The organism is Psychromonas sp. KJ10-10 (assembly GCF_047323245.1).
In the GTDB taxonomy this organism is placed as follows: domain Bacteria; phylum Pseudomonadota; class Gammaproteobacteria; order Enterobacterales; family Psychromonadaceae; genus Psychromonas.
On record NZ_CP178826.1, the window covers coordinates 2,678,996 to 2,697,791 of the forward strand.

An 18,796-nucleotide genomic window follows, 5' to 3' on the forward strand; every position below is an offset into this window, starting at 1 on the left:
CCTGATGATTAATTTTTATCGTGAGTTTTACAAGCTAGTTTATAATAATGGTTATTATTAAAATCAAATTCTTTAATTACCTGTAATGGAGTTTTACTTGTATGTGCTTGATAAGATCTCGGATTAATTATATTAATAAAAGTGACCATAATCGGGTATCGCTTTGACATTTCAGTTAACGAAAAATTAAATACACTTTCAAAAGCTCCCTTTCCTCTGACCGACTTATCAACACAAACTGGCCCATATTGATAAGAGTTATCAATTGTAATGGTTTCACCTAAGCATGCAGAATCATGTAAATGTTTAATCATAAACTCAAACATCGGCCACTGAGACCAATATTGCCAAGAAGCGACCATCGCATAGGCAACTATTTTATTATCAATCGATGCGATAAATAATCCATTTTCTTGCTCAATCAAGCTTTGTAGATGTTCTTTAGTAAAGGCTGTGGTAATAAAACCATCAGCTTTATCTTCATCATTAATAGAATCGATTTGATAACGATAATGTAATATTAAAACTTCTTCTATATCAGCTAAGGTGGCATTTCTTAATTCAAAATTCATTGCATATCTCGTTGTGAAAAAATTAGGATCCATCAGAAATAGAGACGCGATTCTTTCCTGATGTTTTTGCTTGGTATAGGCTTAAGTCAGCACGATTAATTAACTGCGCTTTAGTTTCATTTAATTGCTTTTGTGCCACACCAAAGCTAGCAGTAATCGTTAATTCAACCTCATTAACGTTTAAAATGTGCGACGCAATCAAAGCCCTTAACCTTTCTGCTATATCAGTGGCTTTATCTAAACTTGTATTAGGTAATAACAGAATAAACTCTTCCCCGCCCCAACGACATAGCAAATCGTTTTCACGTCTTCCGGTTAATAATATATCTGAAATAGTTTTGATAATTTGGTCTCCCGTATTGTGACCATATTTATCATTAACTTGTTTAAAGTCATCAATATCTAGAATTATCAACGCAATAGGAGCATCTGAACGGTTTATAATATCTTCGAAATAAGCATCAAAAGCTTGTCGGGTTGATGCTTTAGTTAAGGTATCCGTAGTCGCTATTGATTCAATTTTGTGTTGATAATTACTAAGAATACGATTAGCTAATAGCATTAATGCTAAGGTAGTTAAGAAGCCAAATAAAATATTCCGCCATAAGGTATTCATTAAATCTTGCTGGCCCTCTAATTCGCTTTGTTCAACTATCAAATACCATTTAAATTCTGGTACGAAGCGACTATCAAGATAAACCGTTTGATCCTCTACCTTATATGAAAAGCTGACATTATCGTCCTTTAAAATTTGCGTTGATAAGTCTACTAGACCTTTATTTTGATTTAAGTTCTTGGCTCCCATATAACCAGAACCAGCTAAAGTTATAGCGCCATTTTTATCAGTAAAATATACGGTTCGATTATATTTTTGTTGATATTTTTCGATCAAGTTGCGAACTTTATTGACAGTCAAACCAATACCAATGAGCCCAATAAACTGATTATTAAAGTCCATTACTTTATAATTTACATAAACAACAATACGATTGAGATCCGCGGTATCATTATCTATGTTAATTTCATAGGGTTCAGAGACAGGCAGGTCACGGGCACGATAATACCAATTATCTTGTTCATCATTCTCACTAATTACTTTTAAAATACCCGTAGAATGATAATATTTAGCGGTATTTTCAGAAACAAAAAACTTGTTTCTGCCCCATAGCTTTTTTGAATTTCACTTAAATAATCAACGATTAACTCAGGTTTTTTTTCGCCTTCAATAACCCAATTACGAACAAAGGTATCCTGCGCCATCAAAGACGAGACAAAAATAGGTCTAAGTAAATCACGCTGAATTTCCGAATAAATATTATCGCCTGTTAAGGGAAGCGTATTATGTGAAAGTTGATAACTAAGTGAATTATGAGCAACAATATAACTTGTGTAACTAATGACAATAAAGGCTACGATCAAAAGAAACGACAAAATAGTAATAATACGTTTTTTCATTTTATTGAAGGGAGAAACTAACATCGTAATCCTAATACTATGATTTGAAATAATCATTATAGCGCGGTTTTAAATTGGGTATGATGAATTATATAGATATATCAAAATTAAAATTGTATTAATTAAGATATTTCTATTTGAGCAAAAGAAAGCTTCTCTTGCTCAAATAGTGATAGGTTTTAATGGCAAGTAGGCGTTAAACGAAAGCTTTAATTATCCATTCCACCCATAAGAACGCGCTAAAACAACAAGTTTTTTTGCTTCATTAGGATCTTTTAAAGTATCAAAATATTCAATTCCAAGCTTTTTAAAGGTTTCGAAATCATTTTTAAACAAATCTTCAACCTGACTATTTAACGAATTAATAACTTTTGTTTTGCTTATATCCTTACCGTCCTTTTTACTGTTTTCGATTAACATCATGTAAGCGTGCACTTTAGCCGTTTTTTTGATCATTAAGCGTTTAACAATCAACAAGATACAAATTAATACAAACAGTAAGATTAAAAATTCCATATTTTTCTCTTTCAAAAATTAGCTGAGCTAAAGGTTTATTTAATCATACAAAATACACAAAGCTTTCTGTGAATGCAACGGTGACTATTTTAATTTATTGATTCAGCATTTAAATCAGTTAGCGACTTTAGTCTGCCCCCAGTTTTCCGACTCTTACTGGTTTGCTGATTTTTTTATGTTTTATTAATTCATTAATTGTTTGTGTAAAAACTGGTTTTCGGCATCAACAAAAATTATCTTCTTTCTAATCCTGTTTTAATACCTGTAATAGGACTTTTTAGAACCTTAATATTTAACACGCCCAAATAACAAAGCCCAAGCATAAAATTACTTTAAAATGTTTTTTGTCTCATTGATTTTTTAAACATAATCGCTAATGATAATCCAAAAACGCTGATAATAAAAAATAACAGTAGTAATAATGCCGAGTTATCATCCATTCTAAAGGAGCCACCAATCGTGGCGTACTAACAACCCAAATAAAACCGCTAATAGTGATATGCCACTCATTAACAATGCAATTCCAGAGCCTGCTCCTCTCAACACTGGGAAAAATTGGCTAATTGCAACAAATGCCCCCACTATTAAAATGACCCAAAACCACATACCGATACCTAACATGTTTGCTGATAAAGTCGAAGTTGCGAAACAGGTAATGGCAAAAAGTATTCCAATGACTTTGTTCACAAATATACTCACTTAAAAAATAAATAAAGGTTCTGTTTATACAGTTAATTTTTCAAACATTTTTAAGCATAAATGAATTATTAATAATGTAAAACCTTTCACTTCAATGTATAAAGCAAAGGTAAACAATCATTGTGATTAAATCATCAAAATAAGCCCTTTTGCAAACAAGTAAAGTCTTGAATGATAACGGCTATAAATAGTTTAAGGAAAATTTATGGAAGCCAACCATGTTGAAGTCAGACATCTAACCAAAAAAGATATGATAGAGTTGCAACAAGCATGTGCCGATGTATATCAAATAGATAAATTAAACTCATGGGACGATAAAACACTTGATGCATTATTAAGCCGCTTCCCTGATGGACAAGTTTGTGTCTGTGTTGATGGAAAAGTGGTTGGATGTGCCTTCTCATTAATCATTGATTATGCCTCATTTGGTGATGAACATACCTACGATGAAATCACATCAAAAATGGCTTTTACTAATCACGATCCCGACGGTGATGTGTTATATGGTATTGAAGTTTTTATTCATCCTGACTACAGAGGCTTAAGATTAGCTCGACGTTTGTACGCGGTTCGTAAAGAATTATGTGAAAACTTAAACCTGCGATCAATTATTGCAGGTGGTCGTATGCCTAATTATTCGAAATATGCTGAGCAATTAACGGCCAAAGAATACATTGATAAAGTTAAACAAAAAGAAATTTACGATCCGGTATTAAGCTTCCAATTAGCAAATGAATTTTTCGTGCGTAAACTGCTTAAAAACTACTTAACAGGTGATGTAGAATCAATGGAGTATGCTACTTTACTTGAGTGGCCAAATATTTATTATACACGCTCTGTTAAATTGATTAATGCGCCTAAATCAGAAGTGCGTCTTGGTCTTGTTCAATGGCAAATGCGCTCAATGGCGAACCTAGATGAATTATTTGCCCAAATGGAATTTTTCGTAGACGCTGTCTCCGATTACAAAAGTGACTTTATCCTGTTTCCAGAGCTCTTTAATGCGCCGTTAATGGCACAGTTCAATCACCTAAGCATTCCAGAAACCGTTCGTAAATTAGCAGACTTCACTACAGCCATTCGTGATAAGTTTATAGAATTTGCTATTCAATATAACATTAATATTATTACCGGCAGTATGCCTAACATGCAAGATGGCAAGTTATATAATTCTGGTTTCCTATATCGCCGAGATGGTACCTGGGAACAATACGATAAAATTCACATGACTCCTGCGGAAAAGAAAAATTGGATCATGACAGGTGGCGATAAAATCAAAGTCTTTGATACTGATTGTGGCAAAATTGGCATTATGATTTGTTATGATGTGGAATTTCCTGAGTATGCGCGTTTACTCGCAGACCAAGGTATGAATATTCTATTTGTTCCTTTCTTAACCGATACGCAAAATGGTTATACACGTGTTCGTCATTGTGCAATGGCACGTGCAATTGAAAATGAATGCTACGTCGCGATTGCCGGAGCAGTAGGTAATCTAGCAAACGTAAATCACATGGATATTCAGTATGCACAATCAGCTTTATTTACCCCCTCTGATTTTGCATTTCCAACCACAGGCATAAAAGCTGAAGCAACTCCAAACTCTGAAATGAGTTTAATTATGGATGTTAATTTAGATTTACTAAAAGCGTTACATAACCACGGTAGCGTGCATACCATGAAAGATCGTCGTCATGATTTATATTCTTTAAAAATCATCGATAAGCGACAATAAAAACTAAAAAATAAAGCTCTCTTAATTTTCGAAGAGAGCTTTTAGTTATTGATTATGCGTGATAATAATCACTCAAGCCCGTTAGAATATTTGTTGTCGCAATGGCAGAAAGAAGGATCCCCATAACTCGACTGATCACACTTGCCCCACTTGTACCTATAAATTTGCTAATCAGTCCAGACAATAGCATTAATAAATAAACAACCAGCAACACCGAAAGCATCACCATCGCCGTTTGTAATTGCTCAAGAATAGAGAACACAGAGTTTTTGGTGAGAAGTACTGCGCCAAGCATCGCACCTGGGCTCGCAATCGAAGGAACTGCAAGTGGGAATATAGCCGTATCTTTATGGCTAACTTGTAAGCTTTTAATTTCTTCCTCTGGTTTACTGTCTCCAAAAATCATATTTAAAGCGAATAAAAATAAAACAATACCACCCGATATTTGAAAAGCAGAAAGTGGAATCGATAAAGCCTGCAAAATAATTTCGCCGATGATAACAAAGAATAATAATACAAAGGCGACAACCACTGTGGCTAATAAAGCAATGCGACGTTTAGTTTTTTGATCGTAACTTTTAGTTACCGCAATAAAAACCGGCACAGTACCGATAGGATCGATAACGGCAAAAAAGGTAATAAATACGGCTAAATAATCTATCATTTTGTTTATTCCTAGGTTTACACCTGTTTGTATGTGACTAATTAAGTTGTTTTTCGATACATATTAATGTCTAAACGAAGTTTACTGACAACCTCTCTTGCTTTAATCGCAAAATCATTATGTGCACTTGCATAAAGCACAGCCCGAGATGAACTAATGATTAACCCTGTGCCATTGGCCGTTTGGCCTGCTTCTACTAGCGAAGCAATATCACCACCTTGTGCACCCACACCAGGTACTAAAAAGGGAATATCACCTACTATAGAACGAACTTCAGACATTTGAGATGGCCATGTCGCACCAAGGACAAGTAAACAGTTGTTATTGCTATTCCAGGTATTACTGACTAATGAAGCCACTTTTTGATACAAAGGTTTACCATCAACAATCAAATCCTGTAAATCATTAGCACCTGAGTTTGAAGTGCGACAGAGCAAAATAATTCCTTTATCTTTGTATTTTAGAAAAGGTTCAGCGGAATCAAACCCCATATAAGGATTGATAGTTACCGCATCTGCTTGAAAACGGTCAAAAGCTTCCAATGCATATTTTTCTGCGGTACTTCCTATATCACCGCGTTTTGAATCTAAAATAATGGGAATATGTGGGTATTGTTTTTTAATATATTGAATCGTTTTTTCAAGTTGATCCTCTGCTGATTCAGTCGCAAAATATGCAACCTGCGGTTTATAAGCACAAACTAAATCATGTGTCGCATCAATAATTGCTTTATTAAATTTAAAAATCGCATCGGGAACATCAAGCAAACAATTAGGAAAACGTTTAATATCAGGATCTAAACCGACACAGACTAAAGAGTCATTTTTTTGCCAAATGTGATTTAATTTTTCGATGAAGCTCATTTGAATTCCTTATTAATGTTCATTTAATATTTTGAAGTGCTGATAAATCACATTCAACTATGGCTTTTAAATTATTTGTTATTTTTTCTGCAGGCCACTCCCACCAAGCTATATCGATTAGTTCATTAATCACAACTTGTTCAAACCTTTTTTTAATTGCTTTGGCAGGATTTCCGGCAACAATGCTATATGCAGAAACATCTTTGGTAACAACGGCCTTACTCGCAATGATTGCACCATGGCCAATTTTAACACCCGGCATAATAGTAACATCATAACCAATCCACACATCGTGGCCGATTTCAGTATCCCCCTTGTAGGGTAACTCCCCTTCCTTTGGCATAGCTGTTTCCCAGCCATTGGCAAATATCTGAAAGGGATAAGTAGAAAAGCCGGTGGTTTTATGGTTTGCGCCATTCATAATAAAAGTGACATTTTTTGCAATAGCGCAAAACTTTCCAATGATTAATTTATCGCCAATAAAGGGAAAATGATAAAGTACATTTTTTTCAAAATTTTCAGGACCGTCCGGATCATCATAATAGGTATAATCACCCACAATGATATTTTCATTTTTAATAAAATTTTTTAAATAACCCACCTGAGGAAATCCTTGCATGGGCTCTTTATTATCCGGATCTGGTCCAAACATATTACACTCCTTTTTCAATTTGACATTGATGTTCTGTTTCGAGTAATTGTTTTTGAATAATTTTTATATCAGACCAAGCTTGACCAGCTTCAATACCAGATACTCTTTGTTCATATTTTTGACAGGCTCTTTTTAAAACCGCTTCGGGCTCAATGCCCTTCTCCTGTTGTAACGCAGTTAAAATATTAAGATAATCCCAAAGAATGTCACCCAACTCATCCTCCAAATAACACAAACGAGATTTAGGGATTTCTTCTATCACTTCATCGACTTCTTTCTTAATTTCTGCCAGATAAGTCGTTGAACCATTTGACCAACTATTATCTTTATCAAACTCGGCCTTACGTTTGGCAATATCGAGTAATATATCAAATGCTTTCATTTAAACCTCGTTATCGGTTAAAAAATCAACTTTAAGCTGATTGACTTGAACCAGTTATGTTCACATTATTAACTTTAACAAACTGCGGACAGGCGATACTAGTCGCATTACGCATATCGTAAGTATTAGAAGTATTAATGTGTGTTAAAGTGCTTGATAACCATTCAATATTATTGAATATGTTATGATATGAATCGTTAATTCGTTGGTTTTTTAATTGCGAAGCAATTTTTCCATTTTCAATCAAAAATGTACCAAAACGACTGCTACCAGTAAATTCACCCTTAGCTGGATTGGTAAAATTCATGTAATGAATATAAGAAATAAATAAAGTCGGCTTGATACACGTTTTCACCATCTCATCAAAATTCTCAGGTCCGTCACCAGTTAACACTTTAAGCCCTGCAACATTTACATCATTATTTACCTGCACGTTGAAACGATCACAATCCTCCTTAGCACTGTAAAACATATTAGCTAAAACGCCCTTAGTAATTAAAGGAAAGCGATTACGTTTTATACCATTTTGGCCAATAGGACGATTAAACAGCAGTGATTCATCAGCAGGATCATCGATGATCGTTAAATCTTCTGCAAAGATTTTATCTCCCAATTGATGTTTGCCTTTTTGTAGCATGCCCATACCATATTCAAAGGTTTCACCCTGTAGCGTCAAATAAGCCATATAATTGGTTAGTTCTGCAAACGCATCGGCATAAAACACAACATCGTATTCACCTGATTTAATATCCTGTTGGACTAGTTTTGTTTTTAACAGAAACATTTTTTTCAAATGATTTATTAATGTCGTACTTTCAAACTGTTGCAATGAACAACCAACATCAGAAACACGTAACTCTTTCTTATTATGATCGAGTAGTTGTACCACTAACTCGATATTGTAATCACTGCCTTGATATGTGATTGCTTGTTCTACTAAGGTGTTAATAATCGCATAACTTTGTATACCCGCAGAAAAGGCGCCAGATATCTCTACATTTTGATCAGAAAAACTGTTTTCAACCTGTTTAAATAAATCAACCATAATCGCGGATTCAATATTAAGTATCGAAGGATCTACTTTACTAATATCTAACTTCTCACCAACTTCAGCCTCTGCTATGGGTTCTAACGGCCCACTATGATTTACTTCAGGCATAAACTGGAGTTTCTCTTGCAGAGATAATACAAAGCTTTTAAGCTTATCAATTTCATCAAGTTGTGCTGTTGTACTGCCTTCTATCTTGCGTTTACCTTTCTGCAAAGCAATGAAATACTTTTCTCCCTGCTCTGATACATTCAAGGATATTTGACTACGGCCACAACGTACCATGTGTGAGTCTTCATGTTTATAGGTAACAGTGCCAGTTATATCCTGTTCCTGCATAAATTGATTAAGATTTTGTAAAAGCTTTTTTACCTGTTTCATTTTTAAACTGATACTTGTATCAATATTTGATGACATGATTATTCTCCTACTTGAACCTGGCTAAAGCGACAGGCTGGAACACCATGTGCTAATCTCATAATTTGATTGGGTTGCCCTTTACCACAATGAAATACGGGCTGTAATTCCCATGTGCTTTGATCGCCTACTTTATCTAATGAGCGCCAAAAAGGCAGACTATCTCCTCGATATGTCGCATTTCGAACCATATGTTGAATTTGTCCATCTTTTATTTTCCAGGCAATTTCCGTGGCGAAATGAAAGTTTTCACGATTAGAACCGATTGACCAAGAACGTGGTGTTTCCATTAATAATCCATTTTCTGTACTGGCGATAATCTTTTCTAGCGAACCATCACAACCAAAATCAACATTAATATTGTTCATACGTTCAATCGGTAAATTACTATAATTTTGTGAACGACAGGTAGCTCCCGATAAATCAAAAATCTGTCTACCGGCTTTTGCATTAGCTTCCATAATCATTTGGCGGGAAGTAATTGCATCCTGTAATTGTCCGTTTTCAATTAGCGTAACATTTCGTGCTTTAACCCCATCATCGTCAAAACCAATAGAACCGGGTGAATTAGCTAGCGTACCATCAGCCCGAGCATTGAGTTTATTACTGCCAAACTGCAAGTTACCAAAATCAGCCAATTCAACGTGAGATCCACCAGCATAGGAAAGCTCATAACCTAATATGCGGTCTAATTCTAAAGCATGCCCTATGGTTTCATGAGTTTGTAATGCCATCATTTCAGGCAACAAAATCACATCACAGACCTCTTTTTCACAAAGCGGTGCATCTAATAAGCCTAATAACTCATCTCTAATACGTAAAGTATGATCAAACTGTTGATCATTTATGATATTTTCCCATCCTGTAGTGCCCTCAGTATTCTGTGGCATATTAAAACTACGACGTTGTTTATGACCATCTTTATCTAGCGCATCAGCAAAGAAGCCTGCGTCTATTTCCATAAGATGACGCGTAATTTCGCTTCCATCACTGTCCACATACAAAATATGACGTTTATAAAAATGACAATGCACACCTGAATATTCAAATTTCTCATGTTGCAGTTGTTTATCTAAGGTTAATAAGCGTGTAATTTTTTCTTCTGCTGAAATAGTAAAGGGATCTATTTCACAGGGAGAGTAATAAGAGTCAATAATGGTTTCTTTTTTAGCAAGTATGATGGGTTGTTTAATAAAAGCACTAGCAGATTGTGCTTTTTCAATAGCAGTATCGCCCGTTGATTTCATTGCTTCTAACGTCATAATTTCACTTGAAGAAAATCCCCAAGCACCGTTCATAAGTACTCTAATGCCATAACCCTGTTTATTATTAAGTTGATAATCTTCAATATCACCATTTAAAGTTGAAATGCTTTCCTCTTCATCTAACTCATGAAGTCGAATATCTGCATATTCAACGCCCTGCTTTTTAAGGTATGAGATCACTTTACGTGCTTTTTCTAACATGATATTTCACCTGTAAATAATATTGGATCAGACTGCTAATGATTTTCATAGGCTATGTCTTTAATCAAAGAGTTATAACGTGATTAAAGACATAGCGTAACACATCAAAAGGATTGAAATAGAAATCAAGAGTAAAAAAATCCCCAACCTTTGACAAGATTGGGGATTTATAAAGAGAGGCTTAAACGCTAAAGTGAAAATCCATAGAACTCAGGAAATATAAGTATTGAACCGAGCACTAGCATTTGTAATAAAATAAAGGGAATAACACCTTTATAAATATCCATAGTTTTAACTTCAGGTGGTGCAACTCCTTTTAAATAAAACAAACTAAACCCAAAGGGAGGTGTTAAGAATGAAGTTTGTAAATTCATTGCAATTAGGATTGCAAACCAAGTAAGGTCAATGCCCAAAATTTCAGCAATTGGGTACAATAAAGGCACAACGATAAATGATATTTCAACAAAATCGATGAAGAAACCTAATACCAAAATCACCAACATTGAAATAATCAAAAAGCCCCATTTTTCACCAGGAAGACTTAACATTAAATCTTCAATGATTTCTTCACCACCGGTATAAGAAAAGACCATTGAAAATGCAGTTGCACCAACAAAAATAGCAAAAACCATCGCTGTCACTTTTACTGTGTCAGAAGTCGCTTCCCAAATAATTTTCCAAGAAAATTGACCATAAATAATTGACAATAAGATTGCACCAACACCACCAATTGCAGAAGACTCTGTCGGTGTAGCAATACCATAAAAAATTGACCCCAGTACTGCAACGATTAACATCAATGGTGGAACAATCGCTTTTAGAGCTTTCAAACAAGGAAGACGGCCATGTCCAGGCGCTTCTGATTTCGGTAAGGCAGGTCTCGCTCCTGGTTTAAGGAATGCATACACTAATACATATAATATAAATAAACCAACCAACATCGCACCAGGCATAAGCGCGGCTTTAAATAAATCTCCTACGGGAACACCCATTACATCGCCAAGTATAATCAATATAATAGAAGGTGGTATTATTTGCCCTAGGGTGCCAGAAGCACAAATAACACCTGTTGCTAATTTTTTATCATAGTTATATTTAAGCATAACTGGCAATGAGATAACGCCCATTGCAACAACCGACGCGCCTACTACGCCTGTTGAAGCGGCAAGTAATGTCCCCACTAAAATAGTTGATACGGCAACACCACCACGAATATTACCAAATAGCTCACCCATAGCTTCTAATAACTGTTCTGCAAGGCGTGTTTTTTGTAATACATTACCCATGAAAATAAACATAGGTACAGCCATCATGACTGAGTTTTCCATGATGCTCATTATGCGATATGGCATAAAAGCAAATAAATCTATGCCTTCAGCAAAGATTCCAAAGACGAGTGCAACACCACCAAATATAAATGCCACTGGAAACCCAGTCAACAACAGCAGTAGTGCAACAATAAACATGATAATACCAATCATTATAAAATCCTTTTAATCCTATGCTTTACGAATGCAAATAATATTTTTAACTAAAAAACCAAGACCACTCAATGCAAGCATAATGGCTGATATAGGTATCATAGATTTAATAATCCAACGATGCGATAGGCCTCCTGGGTCACCACTTGTTTCACCTAAATCATAGGCTTCGTAAGCAAATCCATATCCAAACCAAATAATTAAGCCAGCAAAAGGAAGTAAAAAGAAAACACAGCCGAATACATTTACCCAGGCTTTTTTTACTGCACTAAATTTTTCATAAAGTACATCAACCCTAACATGCCCTTCTTCTTTAATCGTATAAGCAATACCAATAAGAAACATAGAAGCAAATAGGTGCCATTCTAGTTCCTGCATACCAATCGAACTGGATTTGAAAAAATAACGGGCAATAACATCATAAAATACATTTATTAAAAGCAATATCATTAGCGCTGTAGATATTTTGCCAAATATATCAGATAACCTATCGAGACCTCTTTGAAGACTTTCCATAATAAATAACTCTTTGGGGATTTTTGGGGTAGTTTAAATAAGAAAGGGCTACAAAAAGTAGCCCAATTCCATTTATTTTAATCTATTTTACACTTTCTAGATATCCATATTCTGAAATATCAGTCCAAACACGTACTAATTTTAGATAATCTTGTTGTGATTTGATAATTTTAGCGACCATTTCATCTTCAGCGACTTTATCCTTTAGGATGTCATCGTTTGCCTTTTGTATCGCTTGAATAACCATAGGAGGAAAAGTTTTTACTTGAATATTAGGGAATTCTGTTTTCATAATTTCCCAGTTTTTAGCGCTTTCTGCATAGGATTGTACATACATATCATAAGCGACTTTTCGCATTGCTACTTTTAAGATTGCTTGTAAATCTTCAGGCATGCCCTCAAGTTTCTTTTTATTAACAATAAACATCAGCTCTGTTGCTGGTTCATGCCACCCCATGTAATAGATTGGAGCAATCTTATGAAACCCCATACGTAAATCAAGTGAAGGACCAACCCACTCTAATGCATCAATAGTGTTTCTTTCTAAAGAAGTATAAAGCTCGCCAGGTGGAATATTAACCGGAGTTGCACCTAGCTTAGCTAGCACTTCACCAGCAAATCCAGGAATACGCATTTTAAGATTTTTTAAATCTTCAACAGAATTGATTTCTTTACGGAACCAACCACCCATTTGAACACCTGTATTACCACCTGGAAATGCCACAAGATTATGATCGCCATAAACTTGATCCATTAAATCTTGTCCACCGCCGTATTGAAACCAAGCATGTTGTTCCATTGCAGTCATACCAAAAGGCATTGTTGTAAAATAAAGGGTATTAGGTACCTTACCTTTATAATAATAACTAGCAGAATGCCCCATGTCGTATTGGCCTGACTTCACCATGTCAAAAACACCAAAGGGAGCCTTATGTTTATTTGCGGAGTCGACACGAATTTTTAATCGTCCATTAGACATTTCTTCGGCCATTTGCACCATGTTTTTTACTGAGTCACCAAAAATTGGGAAATTAGGTCCCCAAGTTTCAGCCAATTTTAATCGATACACTTTGTCTGCAGCAAAAGCGCTTGAACTTGCGTATCGCAATCGTTACAGCTAAAATTGTATTACGGTATATAGACTTCAACATTCTATCAACTCCTTGAATTATTTGAGGTAACATTTTAACTACTTGTAATTAAAGTAATCTCAATGTTGCGCCGATGTTAACAATCTGTTTAAGGCTTTTCAGTTGCATAGATCACTATCATGAGACTATTTAACAAAGCTGATAACTTGATCACAGCAAAAAGAAGAGTTTAGTAATTTATAAAAGGAATGATAAAAGAGCATTTACTTGGGGAAATATAAAATCAACTAGCAAAAAAATCCCCAATTTAAATGAATTAAATTGGGGATTTATTAAACAATACACTAAAGAAGTTTAATCTTTGATGCTTTCTAAATAGCCATACTCAGAAATATCCGTCCAAACACGTACCGTTTTCAAATAATCGCGTTGAGATTTGATGATTCTAGCGGCTAACTCATCTTTAGTCGCATTTTCATCCAGTAACTCTTGATTTACTTTTTTCATCGCTTGAATAACACTAGGTGGAAACGCCTTAACTTGAATGTCAGGAAACTCTGCTTTCATAGCTTCCCAACTCTTTGCGTTTTCTGCGTAAGAATGAACAGACATATCATAAGCGACTTTACGCATTGAAGCTTCTAATATTGCTTGTAAGTCAGCAGGTAAATTTTCAAATTTCTTTTTATTAGCCATAAACATAGACTCAGCCCCCGGCTCATGCCATCCCATGTAATAAATCGGCGCTATTTTATGAAACCCCATGCGAATATCTAAAGCAGGTCCAACCCACTCAAGTGCATCTATGGTATTTCTTTCTAAGGCTGTGTAAAGCTCTCCTGGTGGAATGTTAACGGGTGTTGCACCAAGTTTTGCAAGTATTTCGCCAGCAAATCCAGGAATACGCATTTTAAGATTTTGTAAGTCTTCTACTGAGTTGATTTCTTTACGGAACCATCCCCCATTTGTACACCAGTATTACCACCAGGGAATGTTAATAGGTTATGAGCACCATAAACTTCATCCATCAATTCTTGTCCACCACCATGTTGGAACCAAGAATAATGTTCCATCGCAGTCATACCAAAAGGCATAGTCGTGAAATACATGGTATTAGGCACTTTACCTTTGAAATAATAACTTGCTGAATGGCCAAGATCGTATTGCCCAGATTTAACCATATCAAAAACACCAAAAGGCGCTTTATGCTTATTGGCGCTATCGATTCTTATCTTAAGACGACCGTTTGACATTTCATCTGCCATCTTAACCATATTTTCTACCGCTTCACCAAGAATCGGCGTACCAGTCCCCCAGGTTTGCGCTAACTTTAAACGGTAAACTTTTTCAGTCGCTAATGCGCTTGTGCTGACAGTAGCAATTGCGACTACTATTAAGGTATTACGAAATATCGACTTTAACATTCAATCAACTCCATGAAAGATTTATAAAAAATGAGAATTTATTAGTTACTAAATTTGTTGACGGAATGTTAACAATCTAACTTATACTTTGCTATAGCAGAGATCACTATCCCTGCTAATTTATAACGATAATAATTAGCGATTCGATTAATAACTAAACCAATAATATATATGTCTTAATATTTTAATGATTTGATACTTTTACTTGAGTGCCTTTTCTTGTATTGCAATACCAACACCATCTTCGCTATTGGTTTTAGTGATATAATTCGCTAACGCTTTTGTTTCAGGATCAGCATTTTCCATTGCAACAGCTATACCGGCAAACTTGAGCATAGCGTGATCATTTTCAGCATCTCCCATACACATGACTTCCTGAGCATCAATATTTAGCAATTTACTTAGTTTTTCTATCGCAATTCCTTTATTACTGTTTGGGTGTAAGCATTCCAAGAAAATAGTCGCACTTCTTACCACTGTATATTGTTCTTTTAAATGCTTTGGAAGCTGACTGATCGCGACGGTTAAATCGTTTTCTTCAGCAACCAACATAACTTTTATAATATCTTCTTCATCATCTAAGGAATTAAAGTCTATTTCCGTTGCAGTAATACCATTAATTTCAGCTTCACGATCTGTCCAGGGGTTATGTTGATGAGTAATAAGGCCTTGTTTAACAGAGAAAGCATGGATATGAACACCTAACTGTTTAGAAATCGGTAAAATAGCCTTCGCATCAGAACCTTTAAGGCTTGTTTGATGAATGACTTCACCATTACCGACACGTTGCACTAATGAACCGTTATAGGAAACAACAAAATCATCATTACTGGTTAAACCTAGGTTTTGTAAATGAGGTAATAAACCTTGAAGTGGTCTTCCGGAGGCTAGCACTACTTTGATACCCGCGTTTTTCGTCTGCTTGTATTGCTTGAAAGTTACCTTTAGAAATACATTTCTGATCATTTAAAAGCGTGCCATCCATATCTAAGGCGATGAGTTTTATCATAATTTACAACCTATTAAGTATTTAAGAAGTTTATCAAACAGAGTTTATAGAGTTTTATAATAAGCGATAGTATTTAAATTAAATCTATCCTTTTAACATTTCAAATAGTGTGTTTATTTTCTAAAATTTCTCTACTCTTATATATTAATGTTAAATTTTAGAGTATCAGGTAAAATGTGATCATAATCATGTTATTTTTATGTAAATAAAATTTAATTAAACATAGAGAATAAAATATGTCTGATAGTTTTTTGCTTTTTGATATCGAAACCAAAGATGAAATAAGCGAGCGCGTATTACCTTTATTTTCACAAAAGGTATTACCAAAAGAATGGGATCTAGATGCCCCAGCTCAATTTAATGAAGGCAGTCGTGTTTATGCTTTTATTTCTGATAAGCATGCCCCTGCGATTATCGAAGCGACCGTTCAGGGGGATGGTTATTAGCTATTTTACCAAACCAGTATTCTCGTTACACAAACCGTGGTTTTTGCATTGAAAGCAATTTAAAAAAAGCGATTGTTGCAGTAGAAACAGCAAAGCCTAGAAACGTTGATGTTTTACGCTGTAACGGTCAAGTTGTGTTAAGCACTGTCGTACTGGGTGAAAGCTTTAATTTGGTCCCCACCGCTAAAAGTCTAAATTGGCGAGAACGTATACTGGTAGCCTTTGCAAACATCAAGAATATGCACGCCATCCGTCCACAAAAAATGACCTTCACTACTGGAAATGATAGTAGTTTTAGCACAGCTGCCATTGGACTAGTAGTTGTAGAACATGCACATGGATCAACATTATCACGTAATATTTTACCCGATACACATATCAACGATGGAATGTGTCATGCCATGATCATGGCACCTCGAAGTGTAATGGAAATATTTCGATTCTTTCTTTGTGCGCCAATACATCGAATAGTAAGTCGTCCAAATTTTTTAGGGTTATTAAAAACTAAATCCTTTACGGTGAAAAATGGCAATACTTTAAATTACAAATTAGATGGTCAACATTATCAAACTGAACAACTCAATTTGGCCACTGAATCACGTGTTTTAAAACTGTTAGCCAGTGAAGCACTACCTATTTTCCCAACATCACCGAGCCATAAAGAACAACGTAAAATCACACGCTTGCCAACGGGTGAAGCAATTAAAGAAATGATTAGTAAAGAGCTCCCTTTTATTACTCATCGCCGCAACCGATGAGTTTAAGGATCTTTATCAATTATTACGTGAGAATGCGACAACCTCTCCTGCTTACCTAACCTTAATGGTGTTATCAACGTTACTCGTAAGTGTCGGCCTATTCGCCAACTCAGCCCCGGTTATTATCGGCGCAATGATACTAGCTCCACTAATGGCCCCTATTATTTCTTTAGCAATGGCAATTGCACGGCAAGACAGTAACTTATTAATGAACAGTACTAAAACATTAATGACAGGTTGTTTTTTATCCCTTGGCTTTGCTTCAGTGGCTAGTTTTATAATGCCGATGGAGACAGTCACACCTGAAATTGCGGCCCGTTTAAGTCCTAGTTTACTGGATTTAGCCGTAGCAGTACTTTCTGGGATTGCGGCGAGCCTATGCTCATGCCCGTATAGAAGCCGCTAAAAGTATGGCTGGTGTTGCAATCGCTGTTGCACTTGTACCTCCTTTAGCTGTGACAGGTATTGGTTTGGGTTGGTTAGATATACATGTTGCCTGGGGAGCATTATTATTATTTTTAACCAACTTAGCGGGCATTGTCTTAGCTGGCGCATTAACCTTTTTAACGCTTGGGTTTGCGCCTTTCACACGGGCTAAAAAAGGTATATCTATTGCTTCAATTGCAGTGATCATTGTCAGTGTCCCCCTTGCTTTTAGTTTTATGCGCTTATCTGATGAAGCTTCAATCATGCAACAGTTAGAGGGTAAAACAATTGATCAGGTAACAATAAGGCAAGTTCAAGCTCATGCTCTGCGACCCTTAGAATTGTCGATCCAATTAATTACACCAACCGCATTAACTAATTTGGATTTAGATAATATTAAAGAAAACATTGAAATGCGACTTCAACGCGACGTGATAATGGAAGCTCAAGTTATTATTCGTAGATAAAAAAGCACAGTGAAAACTGTGCTCTAACGTTTTAAGGGTTTTAATATGCAACAAAATTTGCCAATTCTTTATTCATTGCAAAACTGCCCCTATGCGATACGGGCTCGTTTTGCATTGTTCAAAGCACAACAAAGAGTATTAATTAGAGCCGTTAAACTCAACAATAAACCGCCTGAAATGCTTATTGCCTCGCCGAAGGGTAGCGTGCCTGTTTTGGTCGTAGAGAATTATAATATTATAGAAGAAAGCTTAGACATCATGCTCTGGGCCTTTGCTCAACAGGACCCACAAGATTTAACTCATCAATACAATGCAGATGCAAAGAGTCAAATGATTGCTCTGATAAAACACTTTGAAGAAAACTTTATTCCAGCCCTTGAGGCTTATTGTTGTGCAAAACGCTATCATGAAGATAACCTTGATGAATGTAGAGAAGTGTGTCAAAAAACGCTTCAATCATTAGAGGAAAAGTTAACCAGCCATGCCTTTTTATACTCCGAAAAAGAAAGCCTTTTAGATATCGCGCTATTTCCTTTTTTACGTAAATTTTCACGTGTGGAACGTCAATGGTATCGCAATAGCCCTTACCCTAAATTACGCCAATGGCTTGCGTTTTATTTACAAGGGCCAACGTTTACCAAAGTAATGGCTAATCATGAGTTATGGTTAGAAAACAAAAAAGACATTTACTTTGGAAAGTAAAAGACTG

At 35.6% G+C, this 18,796-nt stretch carries 22 protein-coding genes and 1 pseudogene; 6 read left to right on the forward strand and 17 right to left on the reverse strand.

All coding sequences use genetic code 11. The features are described 5' to 3' along the window. Positions 1-8: 8 nt before the first annotated feature. From ACLKMH_RS15305 to ACLKMH_RS15325, 5 genes are all read right to left on the reverse strand, one after another. On the reverse strand, positions 9-572 hold the full coding sequence (locus ACLKMH_RS15305; RefSeq protein ID WP_413698924.1) for a GNAT family acetyltransferase: 564 nt from the start codon (positions 570-572) through the stop codon (positions 9-11). Positions 573-594: 22 nt separating this feature from the next. Then, positions 595-1,530, reverse strand: a complete 936-nt coding sequence (locus ACLKMH_RS15310) for a GGDEF domain-containing protein (protein WP_413698925.1) — start codon at positions 1,528-1,530, stop codon at positions 595-597. Between the two features lie 140 nt (positions 1,531-1,670). After that, positions 1,671-2,051, reverse strand: coding sequence for a hypothetical protein (locus ACLKMH_RS15315; RefSeq protein WP_413698926.1), 381 nt, complete (start codon positions 2,049-2,051; stop codon positions 1,671-1,673). A 189-nt stretch (positions 2,052-2,240) separates the two neighbouring features. After that, positions 2,241-2,543, reverse strand: coding sequence for a hypothetical protein (locus tag ACLKMH_RS15320; RefSeq protein WP_413698927.1), 303 nt, complete (start codon positions 2,541-2,543; stop codon positions 2,241-2,243). 441 nt (positions 2,544-2,984) lie between these two features. Then, the gene (locus tag ACLKMH_RS15325; protein ID WP_413698928.1) at positions 2,985-3,230 is read right to left on the reverse strand and encodes a hypothetical protein; all 246 of its coding nucleotides are present in this window, start codon (positions 3,228-3,230) and stop codon (positions 2,985-2,987) included. A 217-nt stretch (positions 3,231-3,447) separates the two neighbouring features. Between ACLKMH_RS15325 and ACLKMH_RS15330 the strand changes: the two genes are divergently transcribed. After that, complete coding sequence (locus tag ACLKMH_RS15330; protein ID WP_413698929.1) at positions 3,448-4,977, forward strand: GNAT family N-acetyltransferase; 1,530 nt, start codon at positions 3,448-3,450, stop codon at positions 4,975-4,977. A 52-nt stretch (positions 4,978-5,029) separates the two neighbouring features. On the opposite strand, the gene ACLKMH_RS15335 is transcribed toward ACLKMH_RS15330, so the two are convergent. The 12 genes and pseudogenes from ACLKMH_RS15335 to ACLKMH_RS15390 all read right to left on the reverse strand — a co-directional run bounded on the left by ACLKMH_RS15335 (position 5,030) and on the right by ACLKMH_RS15390 (position 15,990). Then, positions 5,030-5,641, reverse strand: coding sequence for a MarC family protein (locus tag ACLKMH_RS15335; protein WP_413698930.1), 612 nt, complete (start codon positions 5,639-5,641; stop codon positions 5,030-5,032). 41 nt (positions 5,642-5,682) lie between these two features. Continuing rightward, complete coding sequence (gene pyrF / locus ACLKMH_RS15340; protein ID WP_413698931.1) at positions 5,683-6,504, reverse strand: orotidine-5'-phosphate decarboxylase; 822 nt, start codon at positions 6,502-6,504, stop codon at positions 5,683-5,685. Positions 6,505-6,523: 19 nt separating this feature from the next. Next, positions 6,524-7,156 (reverse strand): Vat family streptogramin A O-acetyltransferase, encoded by a 633-nt coding sequence (locus tag ACLKMH_RS15345; RefSeq protein WP_413698932.1) that lies wholly within the window; start codon positions 7,154-7,156, stop codon positions 6,524-6,526. Between the two features lies 1 nt (position 7,157). Further along, entirely contained in the window at positions 7,158-7,538 is a 381-nt protein-coding gene (locus tag ACLKMH_RS15350) for a MazG nucleotide pyrophosphohydrolase domain-containing protein (RefSeq protein ID WP_413698933.1), read from the reverse strand. Between the two features lie 31 nt (positions 7,539-7,569). Beyond that, the gene (locus ACLKMH_RS15355) at positions 7,570-9,003 is read right to left on the reverse strand and encodes a metallopeptidase TldD-related protein (protein WP_413698934.1); all 1,434 of its coding nucleotides are present in this window, start codon (positions 9,001-9,003) and stop codon (positions 7,570-7,572) included. A gap of 2 nt (positions 9,004-9,005) precedes the next feature. Continuing rightward, positions 9,006-10,469: a TldD/PmbA family protein gene (locus ACLKMH_RS15360; RefSeq protein ID WP_413698935.1), complete on the reverse strand. Its 1,464-nt coding sequence runs from the start codon at positions 10,467-10,469 to the stop codon at positions 9,006-9,008. Positions 10,470-10,657: 188 nt separating this feature from the next. Next, the gene (locus ACLKMH_RS15365) at positions 10,658-11,950 is read right to left on the reverse strand and encodes a TRAP transporter large permease (protein ID WP_413698936.1); all 1,293 of its coding nucleotides are present in this window, start codon (positions 11,948-11,950) and stop codon (positions 10,658-10,660) included. A gap of 18 nt (positions 11,951-11,968) precedes the next feature. After that, positions 11,969-12,466 carry a TRAP transporter small permease subunit gene (locus ACLKMH_RS15370; RefSeq protein ID WP_413698937.1) on the reverse strand — a complete coding sequence of 166 codons (498 nt, stop codon included), beginning with the start codon at positions 12,464-12,466 and terminating at the stop codon, positions 11,969-11,971. Positions 12,467-12,548: 82 nt separating this feature from the next. Beyond that, positions 12,549-13,574 (reverse strand): TRAP transporter substrate-binding protein, encoded by a 1,026-nt coding sequence (locus tag ACLKMH_RS15375; RefSeq protein WP_413698938.1) that lies wholly within the window; start codon positions 13,572-13,574, stop codon positions 12,549-12,551. Between the two features lie 337 nt (positions 13,575-13,911). Then, positions 13,912-14,981, reverse strand: a pseudogene (locus tag ACLKMH_RS15380) (TRAP transporter substrate-binding protein). Between the two features lie 201 nt (positions 14,982-15,182). Next, positions 15,183-15,875, reverse strand: a complete 693-nt coding sequence (locus ACLKMH_RS15385) for a Cof-type HAD-IIB family hydrolase (protein ID WP_413698939.1) — start codon at positions 15,873-15,875, stop codon at positions 15,183-15,185. Next, complete coding sequence (locus ACLKMH_RS15390) at positions 15,808-15,990, reverse strand: HAD family hydrolase (protein WP_413698940.1); 183 nt, start codon at positions 15,988-15,990, stop codon at positions 15,808-15,810. The genes ACLKMH_RS15385 and ACLKMH_RS15390 overlap by 68 nt, the downstream gene beginning before the upstream one ends. Before the next feature lie 236 nt (positions 15,991-16,226). Between ACLKMH_RS15390 and ACLKMH_RS15395 the strand changes: the two genes are divergently transcribed. From ACLKMH_RS15395 to ACLKMH_RS15415, 5 genes are all read left to right on the forward strand, one after another. Continuing rightward, a complete protein-coding gene (locus ACLKMH_RS15395; protein WP_413698941.1) occupies positions 16,227-16,436 on the forward strand; it encodes a hypothetical protein in 210 nt (69 codons plus the stop codon). A 134-nt stretch (positions 16,437-16,570) separates the two neighbouring features. Beyond that, on the forward strand, positions 16,571-17,194 hold the full coding sequence (locus tag ACLKMH_RS15400) for a hypothetical protein (protein ID WP_413698942.1): 624 nt from the start codon (positions 16,571-16,573) through the stop codon (positions 17,192-17,194). 151 nt (positions 17,195-17,345) lie between these two features. Continuing rightward, positions 17,346-17,600, forward strand: a complete 255-nt coding sequence (locus tag ACLKMH_RS15405; RefSeq protein WP_413698943.1) for a DUF389 domain-containing protein — start codon at positions 17,346-17,348, stop codon at positions 17,598-17,600. 4 nt (positions 17,601-17,604) lie between these two features. Beyond that, a complete protein-coding gene (locus tag ACLKMH_RS15410; RefSeq protein ID WP_413698944.1) occupies positions 17,605-18,087 on the forward strand; it encodes a DUF389 domain-containing protein in 483 nt (160 codons plus the stop codon). 45 nt (positions 18,088-18,132) lie between these two features. Then, the gene (locus ACLKMH_RS15415) at positions 18,133-18,789 is read left to right on the forward strand and encodes a glutathione S-transferase (RefSeq protein ID WP_413698945.1); all 657 of its coding nucleotides are present in this window, start codon (positions 18,133-18,135) and stop codon (positions 18,787-18,789) included. Positions 18,790-18,796 lie beyond the last annotated feature (7 nt).